At 58.2% G+C, this 21073-nt stretch carries 20 protein-coding genes and 1 pseudogene; 12 read left to right on the top strand and 9 right to left on the bottom strand.

Translation table 11 applies throughout. The features are described 5' to 3' along the window. Window positions 1-34 precede the first annotated feature (34 nt). Window positions 35-802: a GntR family transcriptional regulator gene (locus FHT93_RS18440; protein ID WP_112542606.1), complete on the bottom strand. Its 768-nt coding sequence runs from the start codon at window positions 800-802 to the stop codon at window positions 35-37. Further along, window positions 799-1833 (bottom strand): Gfo/Idh/MocA family oxidoreductase, encoded by a 1035-nt coding sequence (locus FHT93_RS18435; RefSeq protein ID WP_112542605.1) that lies wholly within the window; start codon window positions 1831-1833, stop codon window positions 799-801. Before FHT93_RS18435 ends, FHT93_RS18440 begins: the two co-directional genes overlap by 4 nt. Before the next feature lie 195 nt (window positions 1834-2028). Here FHT93_RS18435 and FHT93_RS18430 point away from each other — a divergent pair, with 195 nt between their 5' ends. The 10 genes from FHT93_RS18430 to FHT93_RS18385 all read left to right on the top strand — a co-directional run bounded on the left by FHT93_RS18430 (window position 2029) and on the right by FHT93_RS18385 (window position 12378). Further along, window positions 2029-3294: an ABC transporter substrate-binding protein gene (locus FHT93_RS18430; protein WP_183848803.1), complete on the top strand. Its 1266-nt coding sequence runs from the start codon at window positions 2029-2031 to the stop codon at window positions 3292-3294. 90 nt (window positions 3295-3384) lie between these two features. Further along, complete coding sequence (locus FHT93_RS18425) at window positions 3385-4272, top strand: sugar ABC transporter permease (protein WP_183848801.1); 888 nt, start codon at window positions 3385-3387, stop codon at window positions 4270-4272. A gap of 12 nt (window positions 4273-4284) precedes the next feature. Continuing rightward, entirely contained in the window at window positions 4285-5157 is an 873-nt protein-coding gene (locus FHT93_RS18420) for a carbohydrate ABC transporter permease (RefSeq protein WP_246781632.1), read from the top strand. 631 nt (window positions 5158-5788) lie between these two features. After that, a complete protein-coding gene (gene ugpB / locus FHT93_RS18415; RefSeq protein WP_113147726.1) occupies window positions 5789-7114 on the top strand; it encodes a sn-glycerol-3-phosphate ABC transporter substrate-binding protein UgpB in 1326 nt (441 codons plus the stop codon). Window positions 7115-7178: 64 nt separating this feature from the next. Then, a complete protein-coding gene (ugpA, locus tag FHT93_RS18410; protein WP_112970482.1) occupies window positions 7179-8063 on the top strand; it encodes a sn-glycerol-3-phosphate ABC transporter permease UgpA in 885 nt (294 codons plus the stop codon). 11 nt (window positions 8064-8074) lie between these two features. Continuing rightward, window positions 8075-8923 carry a sn-glycerol-3-phosphate ABC transporter permease UgpE gene (gene ugpE / locus FHT93_RS18405; RefSeq protein ID WP_112542600.1) on the top strand — a complete coding sequence of 283 codons (849 nt, stop codon included), beginning with the start codon at window positions 8075-8077 and terminating at the stop codon, window positions 8921-8923. Between the two features lie 3 nt (window positions 8924-8926). Beyond that, window positions 8927-9979, top strand: coding sequence for a sn-glycerol-3-phosphate import ATP-binding protein UgpC (locus FHT93_RS18400; protein WP_112542599.1), 1053 nt, complete (start codon window positions 8927-8929; stop codon window positions 9977-9979). A gap of 60 nt (window positions 9980-10039) precedes the next feature. Then, window positions 10040-10789, top strand: coding sequence for a glycerophosphodiester phosphodiesterase family protein (locus tag FHT93_RS18395; RefSeq protein WP_183848937.1), 750 nt, complete (start codon window positions 10040-10042; stop codon window positions 10787-10789). A 9-nt stretch (window positions 10790-10798) separates the two neighbouring features. Next, window positions 10799-11581 (top strand): DeoR/GlpR family DNA-binding transcription regulator, encoded by a 783-nt coding sequence (locus FHT93_RS18390; protein ID WP_183848799.1) that lies wholly within the window; start codon window positions 10799-10801, stop codon window positions 11579-11581. Further along, window positions 11581-12378, top strand: coding sequence for an HAD-IIB family hydrolase (locus FHT93_RS18385; protein WP_183848797.1), 798 nt, complete (start codon window positions 11581-11583; stop codon window positions 12376-12378). Before FHT93_RS18390 ends, FHT93_RS18385 begins: the two co-directional genes overlap by 1 nt. 1187 nt (window positions 12379-13565) lie before the next feature. Here FHT93_RS18385 and FHT93_RS18380 read toward each other — a convergent pair. The 4 genes from FHT93_RS18380 to FHT93_RS18365 all read right to left on the bottom strand — a co-directional run bounded on the left by FHT93_RS18380 (window position 13566) and on the right by FHT93_RS18365 (window position 15768). Continuing rightward, entirely contained in the window at window positions 13566-13805 is a 240-nt protein-coding gene (locus FHT93_RS18380) for an RT0821/Lpp0805 family surface protein (protein ID WP_246781630.1), read from the bottom strand. Window positions 13806-14047: 242 nt separating this feature from the next. Beyond that, window positions 14048-14209 (bottom strand): hypothetical protein, encoded by a 162-nt coding sequence (locus FHT93_RS36010; RefSeq protein WP_348649776.1) that lies wholly within the window; start codon window positions 14207-14209, stop codon window positions 14048-14050. A gap of 154 nt (window positions 14210-14363) precedes the next feature. Beyond that, the gene (locus FHT93_RS18370) at window positions 14364-14963 is read right to left on the bottom strand and encodes an NADPH-dependent F420 reductase (protein WP_183848793.1); all 600 of its coding nucleotides are present in this window, start codon (window positions 14961-14963) and stop codon (window positions 14364-14366) included. Window positions 14964-15033: 70 nt separating this feature from the next. Continuing rightward, window positions 15034-15768, bottom strand: coding sequence for an SDR family oxidoreductase (locus tag FHT93_RS18365; RefSeq protein WP_183848791.1), 735 nt, complete (start codon window positions 15766-15768; stop codon window positions 15034-15036). A 228-nt stretch (window positions 15769-15996) separates the two neighbouring features. Here FHT93_RS18365 and FHT93_RS18360 point away from each other — a divergent pair, with 228 nt between their 5' ends. After that, complete coding sequence (locus tag FHT93_RS18360; RefSeq protein ID WP_183848789.1) at window positions 15997-16881, top strand: LysR family transcriptional regulator; 885 nt, start codon at window positions 15997-15999, stop codon at window positions 16879-16881. Window positions 16882-16948: 67 nt separating this feature from the next. On the opposite strand, the gene FHT93_RS18355 is transcribed toward FHT93_RS18360, so the two are convergent. Continuing rightward, window positions 16949-17212, bottom strand: a complete 264-nt coding sequence (locus FHT93_RS18355) for a DUF982 domain-containing protein (protein WP_183848935.1) — start codon at window positions 17210-17212, stop codon at window positions 16949-16951. 487 nt (window positions 17213-17699) lie between these two features. On the opposite strand from FHT93_RS18355, the pseudogene FHT93_RS36005 reads away from it, so the two are divergent. After that, window positions 17700-17813: pseudogene (locus tag FHT93_RS36005) on the top strand (AbrB/MazE/SpoVT family DNA-binding domain-containing protein); the annotation flags it as partial. 635 nt (window positions 17814-18448) lie between these two features. Here the strand turns inward: FHT93_RS36005 and FHT93_RS18350 are convergent. Continuing rightward, window positions 18449-20176, bottom strand: coding sequence for a flagellin (locus FHT93_RS18350; protein WP_183848787.1), 1728 nt, complete (start codon window positions 20174-20176; stop codon window positions 18449-18451). Window positions 20177-20423: 247 nt separating this feature from the next. Next, complete coding sequence (locus tag FHT93_RS18345) at window positions 20424-21059, bottom strand: hypothetical protein (RefSeq protein ID WP_183848785.1); 636 nt, start codon at window positions 21057-21059, stop codon at window positions 20424-20426. Between the last annotated feature and the right edge of the window lie 14 nt (window positions 21060-21073).

Here is a 21073-nt window from a genome sequence, read left to right as displayed (position 1 = left end):
ATATTGCCGGCTGTCATGCACCTTGAAAGGGGCCTCAGCCGCCCGCTTTACCGGTGCGTGAAAAGGAGGTGCGCAGGCGATAGCGGTCGCCGGCATAACGGATCGTCGAGGCCATGACCGGACGCCCATTGCCGTCTTCGACCAGCTGGCGCATGGCAAGGATCGGCATGCCCTGTTCGATGCCGAGATGCCGGGCGAGCGTCTTGTCCGCCGCCTGCGCCTCGATTGTCGATTCTGCGCGGGCAAGGTCGAAGCCCGCTCCGCTCAGGAGGCGAAACAGCGACGCCGTCTTGAAGTCGATCGCTGACATGTCGAGCCTGCGGATCGACGGAAAGAACGACTGATCGACTGCCACAGGTACGCCGTCGAGCATCCGGACACGATCGAGATGAAAGACCGGCCCACCGGGTGCGATGCCGAGTTCTTCCGCCTCGTCAAGGCTCGCCGGCGCCTCTTCGGCCCGCAGCACCTCCGATGATGGTGCAAGGCCAAGGCGGGCAGCCGTCTCGCTGAAGGATTCCAGCGTCTGCGGGAACTCCTGATGCGCTTCCGTCGCAATATACCAGCCGCGGCCGTGCGAAGAGACCAGCACGCCGTCCGTCACCAGGCTCTGCAACGCGCGTCGCAGCGTCACGCGGCTGATCGAAAGCCGCGTCAGGAGATCGCGCTCCGGCGGCAACCGGCTTCCCGAGACCAGTTTGCCCGCAGCGATTTCCTTCATGATCGCCTTTGCAGCCTGCTGCCACAACGGTTCCGGAGAATCCGACTGCAAGGGAGCCGCCTGGCCTTCAATTCCGATCATAGGCCTACCGCAACCTTTTCCCACTGCCTGGTTTTCATGGATCGATAGCAGGCATCGATGATCCTGTTGACGATCACACCGTCTTCATAGGTTTCGGACGGGGTTCTGCCGGCCGCAAAACAATCGATGAAATGGCGCATCTGCTGGGAGAAACCATAGGCGCGGGTCTCCTCGGGCACGGGATAGACCCACCCGGTTTCGGCATCCGCCTTTTCAACCGTGTAGCCCACCGGCTTTCCGACGAAGCCCCAGACGGGGCCGACGGAGCTGTCCGTCACGATGCGGCCTTCAGAGCCGACGAGTTCGTGGCGCAACTGCATGCCGCCCTTTTCGATCCAGGACGATTCGATGGTCGCCAACTCTCCGCCTGCAAACTTCAGGAGGGCGATCGCCGCGTCCTCGCCGGTCGTCTTGTCGCCGTGCACCATCGTCGAACCCCAGGCCATGACTTCGGTTACGGGATTATCCTTGCCGAAGAAGTGTCTTGCTGATTCTACAGTGTGGCATCCCATGTCAAGCAAGGCGCCACCGCCGGCCGTTTCGGCGTCCCAGAAATGCGGCGCATGCGGGCCGGAATGGGCTTCGCGGGCGCGCATCGTCAAAAGCCTGCCGATGCCGCCGGCCTTCACCATCTCGTAGGCCTTGGCGGTATTGGGAGAAAAGACCGAGCTTTCGGCATATCCGTGCCAGATACCCGCTTCGATCACCACCTTGAGCATGACTGCCGCCTCGGCCTCCGTGCGGGCGAGCGGCTTGGTGCAGATGACCGCCTTCCCGTGCCTGGCGGCGGTTCTCGTCGCTTCGAGATGGATTTCGTTCGGGAGCGCGATGATCACGATGTCGACGGTCGGATCGGCGCAGAGACCATCCATGTCGGAATGAGCAGTCACGTTCCATTTTTGCGCAAATTCACTAGCGCGGGCGGTGCTGCGGGAAAAGCAGGCGCGCAACTCCGCATTGCGCACATCAAGCAGCGCGTCGGCATAACATTCGCCGATAAACCCCGACCCCAGCAGTCCGACACCAATCATGTTTCATCCCTCGATTTATCGCGATGGATCGCGCTAACCTTCCGATCGAATACCACATAAGACAAAAACTGGAAATAAAAAATATAACTTGTCACAACTGGTATTGAGAGGTATCGTCCGTCATCAATCCCCGGACGATCCTCTAATGAGCCGGGACGGGAGCAGTTTCAAGCGACGAGAATGGGAGATTATCAAATGCTTTCAAAGCATGAATTGCTGAACGGCGCCTTGGTGTCAGTCGCGGCCCTGATGATGGCCGGCAGTGCGCTGGCAGAAGATGTCACGATCAAGCTCGGCAGCTGGCGGACGGAAGACATTGCTGTCTGGCAAGACAAGATCATACCCGCCTTCGAAGCCAAAAATCCCGGCATCAAAGTCGAGTTCGCGCCGGTCAACACCAATGAATATAATGCAGCAATGCAATCACAGATCGAGGCTGGCGCCGGCCCGGATCTCCTGACCTGCCGTCCCTTCGACGTCAATCGCGAATGGATCGGTCGCGGTTATTTCGACTCACTCGCCGATTTCGATGCGATCAAGAATTTCGACGAGACATCGAAAGCTGCCTGGACGGATGCAAAGGGTGCGCCCTATTGCCTGCCCGTCGCCGCGGTGCTCGCCGGCTTCTACTACAATATCGATATTTTCAAGGAACTGGGCCTCGAGGTGCCGAAGACGGCTGATGAGTTCGTCAAGGTGCTGCAGAAGATCAAGGACAGCGGGAAGTACGAACCGCTTGCCTACGGTTCCGCCGAATCCTGGCAGCTCGCCTATAACGGCCTCTACAATATCGGCCCGTCCTACTGGAATGGTGAAGAGGGCCGGCTCGGCCTGATCGATGGTACGAAGAAACTGACCGATCCGGAATTCGTCGAAGCCTTCAAGGCCTTCGCGGCCTGGAAGCCTTTCCTGCCTAAGGGCCAGGCGAGCCTGCAATATGCCGACATGACGCAGCTCTTCACGATCGGTCGTGCGGCGATCCTTCCCGATGGCTCATGGAACATCAATCAGGTGACCTCGACGGGCCTCAATGTCGGCGTCTTCGGCCCGCCGGCGGCCAAGGAGGGTGGTCAGCGCTACCTGCAGGAAATGCCTGACATGGCGATCGGCATCAATGCGGCCGGCAAGCATAAGGATGCCGCAAAGACTTTCCTCGCCTGGCTTGGGACGCCGGAGTTCCAGGAACTCTACGTCAATGCCGCGCCCGGCTTCTTTGCCATGAGCAGCACACCCGTTGCCTATACCAATGCGCTGGCGCAGAAATTCGCCGACCTGAAGACGGGCGCCAAGCTGACCCCGCGCCTGGCGCTGGACCGTCTGAGCGCAGGCAACCCGCCGCTCGATGACGAAATCTGGCGCGTGCTGCAGACGATGATGATCGGTGACGACGTTACACCGGAAAAGGCGGCAGCCGAACTGCAGGCCGGTCTTGCATCCTGGTACGCACCGCAGAAGAAGTAAGAAAGAGCCCCTCGCGTACCAGCTGTTCCGGTACGCGAGGCTTCCGATACCCGCCGGCCTACCCCGGCGCCGAGACTACGGAGATACCGGGTGACACGTCCTGCGACGGCTCGCTGGAGCCTTTTTCTGTTTGTGCTGCCAGCGCTCGCAATCTATCTCGCCTTCGCCGTTCTGCCGCTCGCGGCATCGATCGTCATGAGCTTCTTCGATACGGATAGCCCCGGTGGTCGCGTGTTCGTGGGGCTGGCAAACTACTATTATCTCTTCACGCATCCGGTCACGAGCGCCCGATTCTGGAACGCGCTCCTGAACAATTGCGAATTCTTCCTCATCCATCTGATCGTCGAAGTGCCGATCGGCCTGTTGATGGCCGGGCTTCTGACATCGGGGCTTCTCGGTCGTTCCGAGGGCATCTACCGCACGCTGCTCTTCGTGCCGGCGACGCTCTCGGTCGTCATCGTCGGCTTCATCTGGCGGCTCATCATCAATCCGCTCTGGGGACTTGTCGGCTTTCCGCTGCTCGGCAACGAGATGACGGCCCTGCCGACGATCTCGCTGATGTCGGTCTGGCAATATGTCGGCATACCCATGCTCTTTCTCTATAGCGCGCTTCTTGCTGTCCCCGAAGATATCATCGAGGCCGCCCGTCTCGACGGCGCAGGAAACTGGCGGATCTTCTGGAAGATCAAGTTCCCGCTGATCGCTCCGCAGTTCGGCCTGATCGTCATCCTGACCTATATCTGGACCTTCAATGGGTTCGACCTGATCTTTGCGCTGAACGGATCCGCCCCCGGGCCGAACTACAGCACCGATATTCTCGGGACGTTGTTTTACCGAACCTTCTTCGGATCGAGCGGCCAGGTCGCCGATCTCGATCTCGGCGCGACGGTGGCGACGGTCATCTTCGTCATCATTCTTCTCGTGACCGGCGCCTATTTCTGGCTGATCCAGCGCCGCCTCCAGGCCCATCAGATCTAGGGAGCGGAACAGATGTTATCGTCCAGCAAGGTCAGTTCCACCTTCTACGGCACGAGCCGCCACCGCATGTTGCTCGACCGGCTCATCGTCCACGGGCTGCTCATCTTCTTCGTGCTTCTGGCGCTCGGCCCGATCTGCGTCGTCATTCTGAATTCGTTCAAGACGACACCCGCCATTTTCGGGGGTCCCTTCGACCTGCCGACGGCGGCGACCTTCAGCGTCGACGGCTATATTCGTGTCTTCACCCGTGGCAATTTCTTGCTGAACTATCGCAACAGCCTGATCGTTACGGTCTCGACGATCGTGTTGACTGTGGTCCTTTCGGCGCTCGCCGCCTACGGCCTGACGGAATACCGTCTGAAGATCACGCCAGTGATCGCCGCGCTTTTCGTTGTCGGCATCATGCTGCCGATACGCCTCGGTACCGTACCGATCCTGAAGATCATGATCACATGGGGCCTCGTCGATACGCTGACGGCGCTGATCCTGGTCTATACGGCGATGAGCATACCGATCGCGGTCACCCTGATGATGGCCTATTTCCGCACCGTGCCGACGGAGATCAAGGAAGCGGCGCGCATGGATGGCGCGGGCGAATTCCGCACCTTCCGCATCGTGCTGCCAGTGGTCAAGCCCGGCCTTGCTGCGGTTGCAACGCTGACCATGCTGCCGGTCTGGAACGACCTCTGGTTCCCGCTGATCCTGGCGCCTGGCAAGGCCAACCAGACTGTGACGCTCGGTGTTCAGCAGTTTGTCGGTCAGTTTCTCAGCGACTATCCGGCCCTTCTTGCCGCATTGACGCTTGGCGTCGTGCCACTCGTCGCCCTCTACGTGATTTTCTCGCGGCAGTTCATCAGAGGGCTCAGCCAAGGCGTCGGCAAATAGCGAGGCAAATGGCTGATTGTTTGCGTTACGTATCTGTGACCGCACCTTTTGTCGCTCGTCTCAATCGGCCTCGTACCTGAATGGGGGCAGATCTGCCGAACCGCGGTTTCGCTCGGAAGAAGTGGGGGCGATTTCAAGATCGGTCCCGGTGGCGCTTGGAATAAGGAAGATCCGGCCGCGGACGAACGCCGACCCTGAAGGGACCACTCGGGTGTGGGCGGTCTGACCGGTTCTGCGTCCTGAACTGCGGGCGTGATCTGAGCTCCGGCACACTTCTTTGTCACCGGCCAATCGTTACGAATCGGCGCGCGGCTTGCGTTCCCGACCAGTTAGACAGCTCGAAACGGCGAGCGGCACATCCTGCCATTTCGATATCTGCCATATGTTCATTCGAACGTCTGCCTTTTTGTCAAGGTTCATCCATGTCGGCAAGATGTGTGAGATCGTGCGAAAAAGCACGAATCCCACCGCGATTTTCCCGAATCTCTCTAATTTTGCCGAGCCCGTCGAAGCGTTACTTTGACACGGATGTTCATTTGAACATTAATTGATTGCAATATGAATGTCAGCTGGTAGGGTTTGCGTCGCATTCGGAGCGGGAGGCTCCACGGATCAACATTGGGAGTGAGAGATGAATAAGGCTGCTTGTTATCTATCCGCGGGCCTGCTGAGCCTGTCCTTGAGCGCGCCGGCCATGGCGGCAACCAAGATTCAATGGTGGCACGCGATGGGTGGCGAGAATGGTGCAAAACTGGAGGAGATCGCCAAGGGATTCAACGCGTCGCAAAGCGACTACGAGATCGTTCCCGTCTTCAAGGGCACCTATGACGAAACCCTGACCGGCGCCATTGCTGCTTTTCGCGCCAACCAGCAGCCGGCAATCGTCCAGGTCTACGAGGTTGGAACAGGAACGATGATGGCCGCGCAAGGCGCGATTTATCCCGTGTATCAGCTCATGAAGGATGAAGGCGAGGCTTGGGATCAGAGCCAGTTCATCGCCCCAGTCGTCGGATACTATTCGGACACGAACGGCAACGTCCTGTCCCTGCCGTTCAATTCCTCGACCCCGATCATGTATTATAACAAGGATATCTTCAAAAAGGCGGGCCTTGATCCGGAAACGCCGCCAAAGACCTGGGCCGATGTCGAGGCATTTTCTCGCAAGATCATGCAGTCGGGTGCGGCCAAATGCGGTTTCACCAGCGCCTGGATCTCCTGGATTCAGACTGAGAACCTCAATGCGCTGCACGACAAGCCCTATTCGACCAAGGCCAACGGCTTTGGCGGCCTCGATGCAGAGTTCACCTTCAACAATGACCTGACGGTGCGTCATTGGGACAATTTGAAGAAGTGGCAGGACGAAGGCCTGTTCAAGTTCGGCGGTCCTGGCGGCGGCGACAATGCCCCGCCGATGTTCTATTCGCAGGAATGCGCCATGTACATGAACTCATCGGCCGGCCGGGCTGGCGTCGTGAACAATGCCAAGGGTTTCGAAGTCGGTTTTGCCCCTCTGCCCTACTATAATGATGTCATCCAGCAGCCTCTGAATTCCATCATCGGCGGCGCCACGCTGTGGACGCTGAAGGGACGGCCAGAGGAAGAATATAAGGGTGTCGCGAAGTTCTACACCTATCTGCAAAAGCCTGAGGTTCAGGCCGACTGGCACCAGTTCTCCGGATACCTGCCGATCACCGAAGCGGCCTACAAGCTCGGCCAGGATCAAGGCTACTACGCAAAGAACCCTGGTTCGGACATCGGCATCAAACAGCTGACGCGCGTGACCCCGACAGAGAATTCCAAGGGTATCCGTTTTGGCAATTACGTTCAGGTTCGCGGCATCATCGATGATGAATTCGCGGCCCTTCTGTCAGGCAAGAAGACCGCCAAGGAAGCGCTCGATTCCGTCGTCACACGCGGCAACGAACAGCTGCGCGATTTCCAGTCCGCCAATCAGTAGTCCCTACCGAAGGGCCGGTTCATACCGGCCCTTCGCCCATCAACCCATCGGGACGTGAGGGCTCATGCAAACCAAACGGACTGTCTTTCCGGGCAAGCTTCTCCCTTATCTGCTGATTGCCCCGCAGATCCTTGTGACAATAGTTTTTTTTCTCTGGCCGGCCGCAACCGCGTTCTGGCAGTCATTCCTGCGCCAGGACGCCTTCGGCTTCAAAACGAGCTTCGTATGGTTTGATAACTACCGTCGCCTGTTCGCCGATCCGCTCTATCTCGATGCCTTTGGCCACACGCTGCTTTTCGCCGTTCTGGTGACGGGCTTGTCGACGTCGATCGCCTTGATACTGGCGGCTGCCGCCGGCCGCGTGCTGCGCACCTCGCGCCTTTACTCGACGCTCCTGATCTGGCCCTACGCGGTTGCGCCGGCGATTGCGGGCATCCTCTGGTGGTTCATGTTCAATCCGTCGATCGGCATTGTCGCCTATCTCCTGCGATCGATGGGCGTCAACTGGAACCATCTGATCAATCCCAACGATGCGATGGCACTCATCGTCATCGCTGCGACCTGGAAACAGATATCCTATAATTTTCTGTTTTTCCTGGCCGCACTCCAATCCGTGCCGCAGTCCCTGCAGGAGGCGGGCGCCATTGACGGCGCGGGTCCCGTCAAGCGCTTCTGGACGATCGTCTTCCCGCTGATCTCGCCTACGACCTTCTATCTCGTCGTGATCAACATCGTCTACGCGATGTTCGACACCTTCGGCATCATCCATGCAACAACGCAAGGCGGTCCCGCGCGAGCGACCGAGATCCTCGTCTACAAAGTCTATTTCGACGGCTTTATCGGACTTAACCTAGGCTCTTCGGCCGCCCAATCCGTGATCCTGATGCTGATTGTCGTCGCCCTGACAGCCATCCAGTTCCGATTCATCGAGCGGCGCGTACAGTACTGAGGATAATGACGATGGTCGAAAATCGCCCCTTCCTAACTCTTCTTGCGCATCTGGTTCTGATCGTCGGCGTCGTCGTCGTGGTCTTCCCGGTCTATGTCGCCTTCATCGCATCGACACACGGGCCTAACGACTTTCTGTCCGGGGTCGTGCCGCTGACGCCGAGCACGCATATGATCGAGAACTATTCCACGATGCTGACGGCCGGCATGACGAATGCCGGCGCGCCGCCCATCGGCCCGATGATGCTCAATTCCCTGATCATGGCGATCGGTGTTGCAGTCGGCAAGATTGCGATCTCGATCCTGTCGGCCTTCGCCATCGTCTATTTCAGGTTCCCCTTCAGGACATTGGCGTTCTGGATGATCTTCATCACCCTGATGTTGCCGGTCGAGGTGCGTATCGTGCCGACCTACAAGGTCGTCGCCGACCTCGGCATGCTCAACAATTATGGCGGGCTGATCGTCCCGCTGATCGCGTCGGCAACAGCGACATTCCTGTTCCGCCAGTTTTTTCTCACCGTACCGGATGAGTTGATGGAAGCGGCGCGGGTCGATGGGGCAGGGCCGATGAAATTCTTCTGGGATATCCTCCTGCCGCTATCGATCACCAATATCGCGGCGCTCTTCATCATCCTCTTTGTACTCGGCTGGAACCAGTATCTCTGGCCACTGATCATCACGACCGATCAGAGCCTTTACACTGTGGTGATGGGAATTCAGCGCATGGCGGCTGTGGCCGATGCCGAGCCGCGTTGGAACCTTGTCATGTCAGCCGTCATCCTGGCAGCGCTTCCTCCTGTCCTCGTCATCGTCGCCATGCAGCGCCTTTTCGTTAAGGGCTTGGTCGAAACGGAGAAATAAAAAATGGCAGCGATCAATATAATTGACATCAAGAAGAACTATGGTTCGGTCCCCGCGGTCAGAGGTATCGACCTTTCAGTCGCGGACGGCGAATTCATTGTCTTGGTCGGCCCCTCGGGCTGTGGAAAATCAACCTTGTTGCGAATGATAGCAGGCCTTGAAACAGTCAGCGACGGCGAGATCCAGATCGCCGGACGCAATGTCAACAAGGCGGAACCTGCCGAACGGGACATCGCCATGGTCTTCCAGAACTATGCGCTTTATCCACATATGAGTGTTCGCAAGAACCTTGAGTACGGTCTGAAGAATCGAGGCACGCCGAGGACAGAGATCGATCGCCGGATTGCCGAGGTTGCCGAGATCCTCGAGATCGGTCCGATGCTCGAGCGCAAACCGCGACAGCTGTCCGGCGGTCAGCGCCAGCGCGTCGCAATGGGACGCGCAATCGTCCGCGAGCCTGCTGCCTTTCTCTTCGACGAACCGCTCTCTAACCTCGATGCCAAGCTGCGTGTACAGATGCGCGTGGAAATTCGCCGTCTACAACGTCGGCTGAAGACGACCAGCATCTATGTCACGCACGATCAGCTGGAGGCCATGACATTGGCCGATCGCCTCGTGGTCATGAATGGCGGTCTCGTCGAACAGGTCGGCACGCCGGTCGACGTCTATGACCGTCCCGCTAGCCTCTTTGTCGCGAGCTTCATCGGTTCGCCGCCGATGAACATTCTGCCACTCGAACTGGTCAGGCGAGCGGACGGCGATGGTCTGCTCACTCTGCCGGATGCGACGGATACGCTCGGTATTCGACCCGATGACATATTCACGGAGAAGCCGAGCGAACCGTCTATCCGTCTCGATGCAATAGTCGAACTCCTTGAGCCGATCGGTGGCGAGAGCCATTTGCACATCCGCCTGGACGAAAGCAATCAGACCGCCATTGTGACCGTTCCGGGAAGACCTGATTTTAGCGAAGCCGCCAAAATCCCGGTTTATATTCGCGTTGCATCCATCCATCCCTTCAATCGCCAGACAGGCAGGCGAACGGACGATCTCTGACCCGAAGCCGCGCAAGCACGACTTCGACAATACTGAACTTTATTTTGAGAAGTGAACATGATGACACAGCATATATTGGCTTCGGACTTGGCCAAGAATGAAATTCAGGCTCATCGCGGCGCATCCGCTGTCGCGCCCGAAAACACGATCGCCGGATTCAAGGCGGCAGCCGACCAGGGCGCGGAGTGGGTCGAACTGGATGTGGCGCTTCTTGGCGACGGAACCGCCGTCGTCATTCATGACGTAACGGTCGATCGCTGCTCCTCTTCGAAAGGGCACCTCAAGCATATGACAGCCGCCGATCTCTCCGGGATCGATGCAGGCTCGTGGTTCGGCGAGGAATTCAAGGGAGAAAAGATCCCGCTGCTTGCCGATGTCGTACCGGAACTGGGCCGCCTTGGTCTCAACATCAATGTCGAAATCAAGCAGCATCCGCATCAGACGTCGCTCGAGCAGCTGACGAGAACGGTCCATGAGCATCTCCAAAGTCGCGCAGCGCACACGCAAGTGATGATCTCGAGCTTCGATCCTGACGCATTGCGGGCGATGCATAAGCTGGATGCGAACTATGATCTTGCCATGCTCTGGAGCAAGCTTCCCGAGGACTGGGTGGACCGACTTGCCGCTGTGCCGGCGCAGACCATCCATCTCCTTTACAAATCGCTGAGCATCGGATTCCTGGAAGAGGCCGCAACTCGCGGCATCAAAGTTCGCGCATGGACATGCAACGACCCCCGCTTGCTGACGTCCTTCTGGCCGGCAGGGCTGACAGGTGTGATAACCGATGATCCGAGCCTCTTTCTAAAGTAGGGACAGCCGATGGCGCAGCGCATGATCTCGGCGCGACAGCGTGAAATCCTGGCGTTGATCGAGAGTGAAGGGACCCAGTTTATCGAGGAGCTTGCGCGTCGATACGACCTGACGACGCAGACGATACGCCGCGACATCAATACGCTGTGCGACCTTGGTTTTGCACGGCGATTTCACGGTGGAGTGGATCTCCCGATCGAGGGCAGCAATATCTCGCTCAATGCACGAGCGCAGTTGAACAAGCGCGCCAAACGGGCGATCGCCAGGCGCCTGGCCAGTGATATCGGTCCGGATTCGACCGTCTTTCTCGGGGTCGGCAGCACCGTTCAGTTCGTGGCCGAGGCGCTGCGCGACCACAAGGGGCTGACCGTCGTAACCAACAATATCCATGTGGCGCTTACGCTCTGCGACGCGCCGAGCGTCGAAGTGCATTTGACGGGCGGCTTGCTACGTCACGACGACCGCGACGTGGTTGGCGCTGACGTCATCAAGTTCATCGAGAAATTCTACGCCAATTATGCGGTCTTTGGCGCCGGTGCACTGAGTGTGACTAACGGTATCATGGATTTCAGTTACGGTGAGGCGCAGATAACCAATGCTCTGATCGAGAATTCGCAGACGCGCTTTCTCGCGGCCGACGTCAGCAAATGGGAGCGCACGGCGGCTGTTCGCGTTGCTCCATTCAAACAACTCAACCGCTTCTACACGGATCGCTTGCCGGGCGAACCGCAGATCCGGCAAGCGCTTGCCGCAAGCGGCGTCGAAATCGTCACAAGCGGCGAGGAAAATTGATGACTTTTGTTGATCGAACTCCATCTGCTGACGACCTTCGGGGCGTGCGTTACCTCTTCACCGATATTGACGACACGCTGACGACCGACGGACAGTTGCTCCCGGAGACCTATCAGGTGCTTTGGGATCTGAACGATGCCGGTATTGCGGTTATTCCGGTCACTGGCGGTTCTGCCGGTTGGTGTGAGCACATTGTTCGCGCCTGGCCCGTCAAGGCGGTCATAGGCGAAAGCGGCGCCTATGCAGTTTTCCGCCGAGGGCGCGATGTGGTCTTCGACTATTGGGAGGGACAGGCGGTCCAGACCGAGCGTCAACGGCGCCATCTCCAAACGGTCGTCGACATTATCGCAAGTGAGGGCTTGGGCTTTCAGATTGCACATGATCAAGCCTTTCGGCTGGCGGACGTCGCCATTGATATCGTTGGCCATCCACCGGCCGAGGTAGACCGCTTGGCGGCTTGTCTGCGTGACCGTGGGGCAACCGTCGCCATCAGTTCGATCCATATCAACACATGGATCGGCAATTACGACAAACGCTCGATGAGCGAACGCCTCTTGATCGAGGAATTTGGCCTCAGCCCGCAAGCAGTTCCGCTGGCGACGGCTTTTGTCGGCGATTCCCGCAACGATGCACCGATGTTCGGCTACATCGACAATTCTTTCGGCGTGAACAATGTCCTGTCGATTTTGCCGCAGCTCTCACATGCCCCTCGGTGGATTTCGACCCGGCCGGCCGGCCTCGGCTTTGCCGATATCGGGGAGACCATTCTTGCTGCAGCCAAGCATAGAGAGGCTTAGCGCCGGGGCCAGCCGTTAGGATGGTATCGGTTCCGCTACTGGATCTGGAAAGATTGCCGAGGAAACAGCCGGCGTCCTCACGTCCAGGAGGTAGGTCGTGCGAGCGGGATCGGCAGCCCAGGTCCCTGTTGTTGCGATATCGATTTCAGGGAAATGACCGCCGCTGCTCAAGATGCCGATCTGCCGGCGCGTAAATTCGACCGCCCTCTCGCTGGCCTCTCCGTAACTGCGCGCGTTGCATTTCTCATGACTGAGGCCGGCTGCGGTCCAGGCGCACAAACAAGCCTCAATAGCAGAGTGTACGCAACATCCCTTCAAAATTAGGCTTGCTTTCACAGCTTGGCGCTTGGGGAAGGTGTGATGCGTGACGGCTTTGAGGGCGCACCGCTCGGGACACGGTGGGTGGCTCGGTCGAACAGCCCGAACAGACAATCGCAATCAGGGGCAGGAGCAGAAACAATTTCACTTCTGAATCCTCTTAGCCGAAGCGCGCCATCTAGGTCGTGCTCCAGGCCTCGAACTCTTCGACGAAGTCTGCCTCAATACGGATGAGACGACCAGTTCGGTAAGCTTCGACTCGCTCGTCCTGAACCCCTCAACGCTCGCGACCAGGGACGAGGAGACGTCTTACGAGGCGAACGAACGCATTGTTGCGAGAATTCGAGCCTGCTTGCCAACTTCATCCCGACAAGCGACAGCATAGACTGAGTTTCCACAATCGAAAATCAAATTGAGCATGTACTAAAGGACGCCGCAAGACAGGGCCTGCAGGCTCGTCTCGTCATTGCGATGTGATATCCGGTAGACTTCTATCGATTCCACTAGCGATTGAATCAGAAATACCATGGACCTTCGCGGGCGCTTACAGCCGCTTGAAGGAGTTCAGGATAAAGCACCCGATTTTTGCTCTTGTGGTGCACAGGCTTCAAGGGCGATTTCAATTGGATGAAGCTTGACGGTGCGCTCGATGCAGAGGGGCAGCCTATCAACGAGGATGGCGTGGCCGCCCGGCCTCTATTTCGCCGGGCTGGATTTCGCCTCTATCCGCAAGTCAGGCATAATATTGGTGACCGCCGAGGAGGCACCCCGCCTTGTGGACCGCATCGCAGGACCTTCGTGACAGCCCCCATCGCTAAGCGGCAAAGCGTTCACGGCTGCCGGCATCGGCTACCGACGTTGGACTGGACCTATTGCCCGCCCAGTTTCCAACTGTCCCCTGACGGGCAGGCTACGCCATTGAAGCGCGTCATGCCGTCGAGCGATTGCCGGCTGGTTACAAAACGGCGACATCCGTCCGGTCCATCGGTACTGGCATCGATCTGTTCGATAACCCCCGCGCTGCCTGTCGACGGGTTGGCCCAGGCGAGCGCGCTTGCGCCGACAGGACTGCGACCGACAGTATCTGCAATCACTGCTTGATCGGTCAAAGGCGCCTCGTGCGGGATTGCTGACTGGGCGAGGGGCGTCTCAAGAGGCTCGATATGTGAGCATGCCGTCAAAGCTGCAATGCTCATGGCCGTGATGAAGTGCTTCGAGTTCATCGGCTGCATAAAGCCTTTCGCCTCTAATATTTCAAGTTACCAAGCGTTCACATTCTGGGGAGACCCGATTGCGGCCGATGAGATTTATCATCGGCCGGCGACGAACAGGGAGATCCACCGTCGCCGATTTAATCACTCATCGAAGCAAAAGGTTCCGTTGCGCAGGACGGTCTTGCCGCACGGATCGCGCTGCCATCGTCTGAAACTCGTGCCAGCGCCTGCGTGTCGATGTATTCGCTGATGGTCGCCACTTTCCCGTTCTCGACGATAATTGTGAGCCGGTCATTCATGAACGGCTTGTTTGTGGCGTTGACACCTGAGTGTCTGTGATGGCGTTCCCGGGAACGATCCACTCGATGTCTTCGGCCGATAGCGGCAGCAACCCTTCCTTGTCGCCGCTGCTCATTGGATTCTCCGGCTGTTCTTGGGTCTGCGAAAACGAGATCAGTTGAATTTGACCAAGTCCTTGAAGATCAGATGACCCCATTTGTTCCCGCGCGCCTGCACGAGCAGTCCGCCTTCGGAAAGTCGGCCGAGGTTGATCGGCGCAAAACCGAGATTTTCCGCAAGCGTGCCGATCTGCTTTGACGCGTCCTCGTCGTCGCTCGCCAGGAACACAACCCTCTTGCCACCGTGGATATCCGGATCTTGTTCAAGGACCCCGGCGACCAGATGGTTGAACCCTTTGACCACCTTGCCGCCTGCAAACGCGTTCGCAATTACTCGGGCGGAAGGCTGGTCTCTCAGCATCTCAAGGGGCACCCCATAGGCATTGGTAACGTCGACGATGATCTTCCCTTTCCAGTCCGACAGCACCTTTGCGACATCGGGGTGAGCCTCGAAACGGACAGCCAGAAAGATGACGTCCGCCTTGATTGCGTCCGTCAGTGTCTTCGGGATGATCCTGGGCCCAATCGCGGCGGCCTCAGATGCAAAGCTTTCCGGATCGCGAGTGGTGGCAACGGATACTTCAATGCCGCTTCGGGCGAATGCCTTGGCGAGAGCCTGGCCGATCTTGCCGAAGCCAATGATTGCATAGGTCATAATCTTCTCCCTTGGTTCATGAATTCCCAGGCGCCCCGCTCGTTTTTCGAAGGCGCAAGCAGGCTGAGCGTCAGAGCTGGGCCAGGCCGCCATCAACGGCGACTTCGCTGGCGGTCATGAAGCTGCTGTCCGGCGACGCGAGGAAAGCGGCCACAGCTGCGATTTCTGACGGATCCGCCATGCGCTGGAGCGGGGTGATCGACGCGAAAGCCTTCTGCCCTTCCTCGCCAAGCGCATCCTTCGCGAGTTCGGTCGCCGTTGCACCGGGCGAGAGCACGTTGACACGGATGCCTGTGCCCTTCAGGTCCTCGGCCCAAGTCCGGGCGAGGTTGCGCACCGCCGCCTTGCTGGCACTGTAGGCGGTGAATGCCGGGGCGCCCGTGGTGCCTGCGCTCGATCCGGTCAGTATGATTGACCCTCCTTGTCCCATGAGCGGAAGCGCTTTCTGCACCGTGAAGATCGTGCCCTTCACATTGGTGTCGAAGGTGTCGTCGATATGCTCTGCGGTGATTTTGCCAAGAGGAAGCGGACTTCCCGCTCCTGCGTTGGCAAAGACGATGTCGAGTGTGCCGCGCTCGGCCTTCACTGCCGCATAAAGACGATCCAGGTCCGCCTCGTCGGAGACCGAGCCTTGAACCGAGCGGGCATTTGGCCCTAAAGCGGCCAGGGCCGCGTCCAGCGCTTCCTGCCTGCGACCGAAGATGAAGACGAAGGCGCCTTCCTCGATGAAGCGCTTCGCCGCGGCACGGCCGATGCCAGTGGCACCACCGGTGATAATGGCAGTCTTTCCGGTTAGTCTGTTCATGTCGTGCATCCTTCGTTGTGTTCCGCGGGTATGGGGAAGTGCCCTGCCAAAACCTGAGAACACCAACATAGGGCCATCGGATTCCGGGTATCAGTGCGCAAGCACGCACAAGGGTGGTGCAAAAACGATCCGGTTTGATTGGCTAGCCGATTTGCTTTCTAAGCGTGCAGAGGTAATTTGGACCGCAAGTAGTTTGGAGGGCGCACCGCTGCGGTGCCGGAATGCACCATGGTTGACTGGGATGACGTTCGATATTTTCTTGCCGTGGCGCGAGCCGGATCAGTCCGGGCGGCTGCCCTGGTTCTCGGCGTGAACCATTCCACTGTCCTTCGGCGTATCGGCCAGCTTGAGGAGCGTCTTGGAGCGCGGATGTTCGAGAAGCTGCCTTCCGGTTATCACATAACGGCGGCGGGGGAAGAGGTACGCGAGCTCGCGGAGCAGATGGAAGCCTCGTCGCATCAGTTGGAGACCCGCGTCCTCGGTCGCGACCAAAGCGTGCGCGGGCTACTGCGGGTGACGCTGGCCCCGACACTTGCGACACACCTCCTCATGCCCGATTTCGCTGACTTCGCGCGCTCGCATCCGGACATCGAGATGGACATCATGTCATCCGGCGACCTGGCGAACCTGACAAACCGAGAGGCCGACGTCGCGATCCGTGTCGTCTATGACCGCAAGGCGCTGCCGCCCAATCTTCACGGCCTGAAGGGGCCGGATGTGTTCGGCGCAATCTACATGTCTCGCGATCTGCTGCCCACATGGAATGCCGGCGGGCCCGATCCTGTCCGGTGGATCGTCATAAGCGCTCACGGTATTCCCGAATGGGTCCGCCATGGTGAGACCCGTAGTTCAGGCGTGCCGTTCAGGGTCACGGATGCCGAGGCGCAGATCGTCGCGGTGCGGCAGGGGCTGGGAATGACGACGCTGCCTTGCTTCGTCGGAGATGCCGATCCAGCGCTGGTGAGGGTACCTGGAACTGAGCTGCACATGTACGGCACGCTCTGGCTTCTCACGCAGGGTGAGACACGCAAGACGAAGCGTGTTCGGCTCTTCACAGAGTTCGCCGCCCGCAAGCTTGCCGAGCACGCGTCACTTCTGGCGGGATCGGGCTAAGTGTCACCATCTCTTCGACCTGAAGCAGATATGGCCCGCCGGACGATCCATGGCGGGCGCCTATCGCTCAATGAAGTACGGCAACCGCAGCCACACCAGCTTCATTAGCGGCCCGGAGGATCGCGCTTCTTAGCTCCCAGCTACTGGCTTTTCCGGTCATCACGTCGACACACGCTTTCACCGCAGATAAAAACTCCTCGCCATCGTCCGACGGCCAGTCTTTCAGCAAAGCGTTGGCAGCCTCCTGCACGGTCCGAACGATCAGCTGTCGGCCGGGATCTTTGAAGATGAGGATGACTTGATCAAATTCGGTAGAGGTGTCGAATTTCATGACGCAATACCCCACGGCGATACGATCGGCCAACACGTTTTGAGCGAGAGAGTTAATCGTATGGTTGCAAATTGTCGCGTGAAAAACGCGTGACAGCGCAATTGAGCCGAAGTGTCTGGTCGGACCGCGCGGAGAGTTTAGTGCACGATTGTATCCCGGTTCGCTCGTCAATGCCTCCGGTACGTGCCGAATTTGAAATATGGCCCGAAGAGAGGGTAGTTGTCCTTCTTCTTCAGGGGTCGCGCCGATATTGCCTCTGACCGATACTTCCCCCCCTGGGTCAATGAGATCCAGCATTCCCAGCATATTCACCATAAAGTCGGAGATCGGCGCAATCGACTTTATTCGGGTGTTGGTTGACTCGGAATAATAACGTCACTTTTGTAGAGGTTGCGACTGGTCCCGGAACCTGCCGGCAAGCGGAACACCGCCTCGTTGAAAAGCCCGTCCGGTGTCTCCTTTCCGGGCGTGGCGCGATCACGCGCGCGTGGAGCAAGGTGCCGTATTTCAAAGCAATCGCAGCCAGGCAGTTCTGCTACCGAAGGCCGTTTCCGTTCCCCATGGTGCAAAATGCGTCGACATCATTGCGGTCGGACGCACTCCAACCGCCGTCCGATTGTGGTAGGGTTGATAATCAACCCGCGCGACTGGTGGATCGCAATCAACCGAATCCCGAAGGCAGCCCCAAGTGAGAACCGCAATCGTCAGCCTTGTTTCTGCGACGATGTTGTTGAGCAGCGGGGACGAAGCCGACGCTCGCCGGAAGGATCGGGATGATAATCGCCCACGCAAAACCTGCGAACAAATGCAGGATCGCTTGTCGCGAACGACAGGCGGCAAGAGACCCGGTGATGAAGTAGAGAAAAAAACGAAAATCCTAAAGCGGATGCAGAAGCGCGGCTGCTCCTAGTCATTGCGACCGGCATGCGCGCGGCTGTTTCGGTGACTGCCTTGAGCTTCACTCCCAGTCAGACAGGGCGATGTGACGAAATGGAGACCAGGTTTCCTGCCATCTGTATTCGGCTGATATCCATCGATCACTTCTTACGGTGGGCTGGAACTTAAGTCTTCGCCGCGAGCAAGACGCGCGGACCGTACTGCCGGGGACCCAAGCCCTAGAGTCCCGCTAAAGCCGGCTGTGCGGTCCGCCTGCATCTGCAATCTGCCTTTTAGAAATTAGATCGGCGGGATGAGTATCCAGAACGGGCGGGCGGACTCGGCCGCCGACGCATCACGCTAGCCCTGACGTCCCGAGTAAAGCTGAAGAATCGAACTCGGTCCCTGATTGGCGATCTGAAGTGCCTGGACGGACAGCTGTTGCTGGGTTTGTTGGGCCGTCAGCCTCGCGGATACTTCTTCCATGTCTGCATCGACCAAGCGTCCGATACCGGATGTCATGCTGGCCTGAAGATGGCTGACGAAATCCGACTGCATGCCCAGGCGCTTGTCGAGGGAGCCAAGGACGCTGCCGCTGGTCGTCGATCGATGGAGCATATATTCGACGCCAACCAGGTATTCGTCGACAGTGAAGTTTGAGGTCGTCACATCGACTTCGGCGAGATCGAATTCCAAAGCCCAGGTCGGATTGGACGTGACATTCCCGACCATGACGCGGGCGGCGCGATTGCCTGCTTCCGGAAACATCGTCCGATCCGCGGAAAACGTCAGTTGGTTGCCGGACGTGGTCACCGAAAGGCCCATCCCGGTCGTGACGTATTCTATGACGGTCGCGAGGTCCGCGGCACTTCCAACTGTGCCGTCGGTCGTGCCGAGTGCCGCATCGACGGTCGCACGGTCGATCGTGAAGGATTGAGGCGCGCCGGGGCCGACCTGAGCGTCGAAGAAAATCTGCGACGTCGGCGATACGGTGAACGGCTTGGTGAAATCGAACCACGCTTCCGGATACATATTGTCGTGGTTCTGTCTCGGCGGGTTTTCCAGGCCCATGGCGAAGCCGGCGGGATACGAGCTTCCGAGATTGGATACGACATTGGAGATATCGATGCTGGAACCTGGATGACCGGAAGTCTCAAGGGAACCGATCTCAAAGACATCCGTTGCTGTCGTCGAGCCTGTGAACATTGTCTCGTTGGCGGTCGCTTTGACAGCGTTGTCGGCGAATACTTTCTGGAGCACTTTTCGCATCTCTGCACCGTCATGGATCGTGCCGTCGCTCGTGCCTAGCGCGGAGTCGATGACCGTCTTGTCGATCCTCAGCCCGGAATAGGTGATACCTCCCGAAAGTGTACCTGCATCCACGACCAGATCGAATGAGATGTAGTCCGTGGTGCCGAAAGTCGCCGGGCCGGTGAAACTGTGGCTTTCGTGGCCTTCGTGCGCCACGGAATTGATGCCCGTGCTTCGGAAGCCGCCGATGTCGCCGACACCGCCAAGCTCCTTCTGCAGGATGCCGCCGCCTCCGGCGTTCAGCATGCTGGTGTTCTTGAGGTTCACCTTCGTCGTCGTGACGGCCACCGCTCCATTCTCCGAACGGACGAAGGAAGAGGCCACATCGGTTGCAAGTTCGGTGGTTTCCATCAGGTGCGTCGAAGCGTTGGTGCTCAGCCAGTTCTGGCCGCTGAAACTCGCCGATATCACGGTTGCCTGCGCCTGCGCGCTAAGCTGGTTGAGTTCGTCCTGTATTTTCGATTTGTCGACGCCTTTTTCCTTGGCCGCAACGAGTTTGGCTTTGAATTCACCGAGGATGTCGATGATGGACGATGTCGCGGCATAAGCCGTGTCGACCGTCGCTGCCCCCAATTCGATGGCGTCGGATACAGCCGAAAATGCCCTGTTGTCCGACCTCATCGTTGTCGAGATCGCCCAATAAGCCGCGTTGTCTGATGCCTTTTGAACTCGGAGGCCGGAGCTGACTTGATGCTGTGTTTTCTCAAGTCCCGCGTTGACGCTTCGAAGCGTCTGAAGTGCGGCGATGGCGGATGTGTTCGTCAGAATGCTGGTCACGTTAAAGCCCCGTGGGAATAGGCTAGCCCCCGGACTTCAGCCGGTCCGGCGCAGGCTGCTAGCGATGTCGGAACACTTCAACGGTTAACCACTGGGGGTGCTCGTCATCATGGCGAGACCGTTACGCATAGACCTTGAGGGTCGAAACTCATTACTGTGGGTTGCGATTTCAATCGTCCCGCGAATTATCGTTAACGCATTTGCACCCGAGAAGGTTAACGGCAAGCTAACGGGAGATAGTGGTTTCTTAAATGGGGAACTGCGGGATGACGTTTGCGACAAAATCGAATTCTGGTTCGAATTCAACAAGGAGATGGCGCATTTTCTGTTCGACCTCATGCGCGTTGTAAGAATCATCGAGCGAAACAGAGCTTTTCTGCAAAAACCGGGAGTATAGGCGTCCGTTGTCGGCCGCTCCGGCAGGAAACCCGATCCGTTTCAGACCTTTCGCGGATGCTTCCGCTGCGAGAGTAGCGATAATTCCTTTTCGAAGCCGGTGGTCCGAAAGCGGGCCCAGCTCGATATTGAGATGCAGCTCGCCGTCAGCACCGTTCTTGCCGGACCTTGTCGACAGATAGGTGATGAGCGGGTATCCAAGCCACCAGTTCTCACAGCCTATCCAAATGCTTTGCATGTTGTCCAGTTTGTCCTTCCAGGCAGCCGGTAGGAAGGTTACCTGGTTCTTTTCCATTCGACAGTAGACGAATTGACCGGCAACAGTTGCGAGCACCTGCTTTCGCTCGGGCTTTTTGCCGAACAATCTTTGAGCCGCGACATCAAAGCCAAGCGCAGGGCTCGGTTTCGCAAGCAGATCAAGAACCTTCTTATGATCCCGATAAAATTGATGTGCCAGATCATTGATGCTGGGAATTTCTTTGCTCAAAGATGTTCGTCCTG

The sequence above is a fragment of the Rhizobium sp. BK379 genome (assembly GCF_014193955.1).
Lineage (GTDB): Bacteria > Pseudomonadota > Alphaproteobacteria > Rhizobiales > Rhizobiaceae > Rhizobium.
The sequence above is the reverse complement of the archived record's forward strand: the minus strand, read 5'-3'. Positions and strand labels throughout refer to the sequence as shown.